Origin of the sequence: Streptomyces mesophilus (assembly GCF_011044995.1) — a bacterium.
GTDB classification, from domain to species: Bacteria; Actinomycetota; Actinomycetes; order Streptomycetales; family Streptomycetaceae; genus Streptomyces; species Streptomyces mesophilus.
This window is the reverse complement of record NZ_JAAKZW010000404.1, coordinates 1-3256: the sequence shown is the minus strand read 5'-3', so window position 1 is coordinate 3256 and position 3256 is coordinate 1. Positions and strand designations below refer to the sequence as shown.

Here is a 3256-nt window from a genome sequence, read left to right as displayed (position 1 = left end):
TCGCCACGGACCTGGACGGCACGCTGCTGCGGAGGTCGTCACCACGTCATTGTTTCGTATATGCCCGGGCACCGGCCTGGGGGGTGCACATCTGAGTGGGTGTGAGCCCCGGTGAGTGGCCTTCTGTCCCACCGGGGCTCTGGCGTCACGCAGTTGGCGATGTCGGAGCCGAGGACCTACAAGGCTCAGGAGCTCAGCCGGGCGGCCGCTTCCTTCGCGATCTGCTCATAGCCCTGCTCGTCGGCGGCGAACACCGAGTCCGCGATCGGCATGTGGATCACCAGCTCGGTGAAGCCGAGGGCGGCATACGGCCGGGCGAACTCGACGAAGGCGTCGACCGAACGCAGCGGATGGGCGCCGGCGGCATGGGTGTCCGGGTTGAACTCCGGGGTGAACCCCGTGAGCAGGATCTTGTCCAGCTCGGCCACGTCCCGGCCCTGCTCCGCGCAGGCCTTGCCGAGCTTGGCGACCTGGGCGGCCACGGCCTCGACGGACTGCTCGGGGGTGCCGGCCTCGTACAGCTTCGGGTCGCCGGTGGTCACCCAGGCCTGGCCGTGCCGCGCGGCGAGCCGCAGCCCGCGCGGGCCGGTGGCCGCGACGGCGAGGGGCAGGCGCGGGGACTGGGCGCAGCCGGGCAGATTGCGCGCCTCGGTCGCCGAGTAGAACGTGCCCTCGTCGGTGACCTCCGTGGGTTCGCTCAGGAGCCGGTCGAGCAGTGCCACGAACTCGGCGAACCGGTCCGCCCGCTCCTTCGGCGTCCACTGCTCCTCGCCCGGCTTCTTGAGCGTGGTGGCGTCGAAACCGTTGCCGCCAGCGCCGATGCCGAGGGTGATCCGGCCGCCGGAGATGTCGTCGAGGGAGATCAGTTCCTTGGCGAGCGTGACGGGGTGCCGGAAGTTCGGCGAGGTCACGAGGGTGCCCAGGCGCAGGGTGCTTGTCGCCGTGGCGGCGGCGGTGAGGGTGGGAATCGCGCCGAACCAGGGGCCGTCGCGGAAGGTCCGCCAGGCGAGGTGGTCATAGGTGTACGCGGCATGGAAGCCGAGCTCCTCGGCGCGCTGCCACTTGTCGCGGCCGCCGTGGTGCCAAGGGGTGGTGGGGAGGATGACGGTGCTGAGGCGCATGGTCCTCAGGGTACGTCGGGGGCGGTGCGGCTTCCCGGGGCTGCTGGGGCGGTGCCCGCGCCCCGGGAAGTGTGCGTCTCGGCCGGTCAGCCCTTCCGCCAGGTGTTCCTGGACTTCTCCAGGTGGTCCGCGCGCCGGTGTGCGTCCAGGGAGCCGTGGGCCCGCAGCTCGTCGATCAGCTCGGTCGCCAGGGCGACGGCCTCCGCCGCGGGCAGGTGCTCGCGGGCCAGCCACACCCGGCTGTGCAGCGCCTCGAAGCGGTCGGAGAGGTGGGCGGCGCCGAGGGCGCCGTACTCCTCGGCCGCGTGCGCGTACAGGTCCAGCACCGAGCGGACCAGCTCCTTGTCGGGGGCGGGGTCTGGCTCTTCGTCGGGAGTGGACTCCGGCTCGTCGTCGGGAGTGGACTCCGGCTCGTCGTCGCGGGTGGAGCCCAGCTCTTCGAGGTACTCGCCCAGCATGTCCGCGTACTGGTCCAGGGTCAGCGCGTGCTCGAAGCGCAGCTCCGGGTCCGCCGCCTCGTCGAGGACGGCGAGCGCGCGGTCGAAGAGCGGCCGGGCCAGGGCCAGTCCCTCCGGGCTCCCGTACTCCGCGTCCTCGTCCCCGTCGCCCCGGAAGCGGCGCCATGCCAGGGCGCGGAGCACCCGCGCCTCACCGGCCGCGTCGCCGCACGCCCGCCAGAGCTCGAGCGCCCTCCCGTAGGCCGCGTCCGCCGCCTCGTCGAGGCCGGCCGCCTGGAGACAATCGGCGGCGTCGAGGGCGAGCCGGGCCTGCGGCCGCGGGTCGTCCCAGTCCTTGCAGATGTCCGCCGCCCGCAGCAACTGCTCGGCCGCCGCGCGCGGTTCGCGCAGACCGCGCAGCAGCTCGGCCAGCGTGGCGCGCGCCCGCACCTCGGCCTCCGGGCCCCGGCGGATCAGGTCGGGCAGCGCCGACTGCAGCACTTCGGCTGCCTCGGGCGTCCGGCCCTGAGCCCGGTAGGCCTCGGCGAGCAGGCGGCGGGCCTCGGCTCCGCCCTCGGCTTCGAGACCGGCCTGGTCGAACCAGTGCGCGGCGTCGATGGCGTGCTCCACCGCCTCCTCGGCCTGGTCCCGCCGCAGGAGCACGTCCACCAGGGTGAGGCGTACGGTGCCCTGCTGTTCGGGGGCGGTGAGTTCGGCGGCGTCGAGGGCGGCGCGGGCGCACTGTTCGGCCTCGTCGGGCCGCCCGAGTGCGGCCAGCAGGCCGGCCCGCACGGCGAGGGGGTGCGCCGCGTCCCAGGGCCGGTCGGCGGCGAGGACACGGGTGGCCGCGGAGGCCAGGAGCTCATCGGCGCGCTGCGTATCGCCTTCCTCGAGGGCGAGTTGGGCCAGCTCGCCCTCGGCCTCGGCGATGAGGTCGCAGAGCGAGGCGGCGGTGACGCCCTCGTGCGTCGGCGGAACGTCCGGCGTGGTCGCGACGAACTCCATCAACGCGCCCTGGTACTGACGGTCGACGGTGCTGAGAGTGCCGCCCGGCCCCGACCCCGGTGGCGTATCGCCGGACAGGGCGGTGGCTTCCGGGCTCGTGGGCAGGCCGGTGGCTTCCGGGCTCGCCGTCTGTCTGCGCAGATGGGCCTGGACACGGATGTTCGTCAGTGAGGCCTGGGCCGTGCGGCGCTCCCACCACGCGTTCGACCACAGCTCCCTGGCGGCGCGCATCGCCGCCTCCAGCTGTGTGCGGACGGCGTCGGGTGAGTCGCCCGACGCCGCGGCGTGCACCGCCAGGTGCAGCTCCATGAGCGCGGTCCGTGCATCGTGGCCGGCGTCCCGGTGGGCGTCGCGGCAGCTGCGCAGCAGCGCACCCGCGTCCGGTGCTCCGGCCTTGGCGGCGGCCACCGCCCGGTGCTCCAGGAGCTCGGCCGCGAGGAACGCACTGTCGGGCTCCTCCGTACCGAGTGCCTCGGCCACCCGCTCCCAGGCGAGCGGGGCCTGCGGGTGCCCCTGGTCGCGCAACTCACGCGCCCGCGCCACGAGTTCGGACAGAGCAACGCCGTCCGTACGGGCAACGCCGTCCGTACGGGCAACGCCGTCCGTCCGGACAACAGCAGAGACAGACGTAGGATCGGCGGCCGCAGACGACGCACCCGCCCCGGAAGGCGTACCGGAGCCTCCCCCGGAAGA

At 74.0% G+C, this 3256-nt stretch carries 2 protein-coding genes; both read right to left on the bottom strand.

Features of this window, described 5'->3' with window-relative positions; genetic code table 11:
- Positions 1 to 185: 185 nt before the first annotated feature.
- The gene (locus G6045_RS39925; protein WP_165337148.1) at positions 186 to 1121 is read right to left on the bottom strand and encodes an LLM class flavin-dependent oxidoreductase; all 936 of its coding nucleotides are present in this window, start codon (positions 1119 to 1121) and stop codon (positions 186 to 188) included.
- 86 nt (positions 1122 to 1207) lie between these two features.
- Positions 1208 to 3106: a hypothetical protein gene (locus G6045_RS39920; RefSeq protein ID WP_165337147.1), complete on the bottom strand. Its 1899-nt coding sequence runs from the start codon at positions 3104 to 3106 to the stop codon at positions 1208 to 1210.
- Between the last annotated feature and the right edge of the window lie 150 nt (positions 3107 to 3256).

What these genes read in the sequence shown, in the direction of transcription:
- G6045_RS39925 (WP_165337148.1), bottom strand. Translation starts at nt 1,121, where the DNA reads ATGCGCCTCAGCACCGTCATCCTCCCCACCACCCCTTGGCACCACGGC.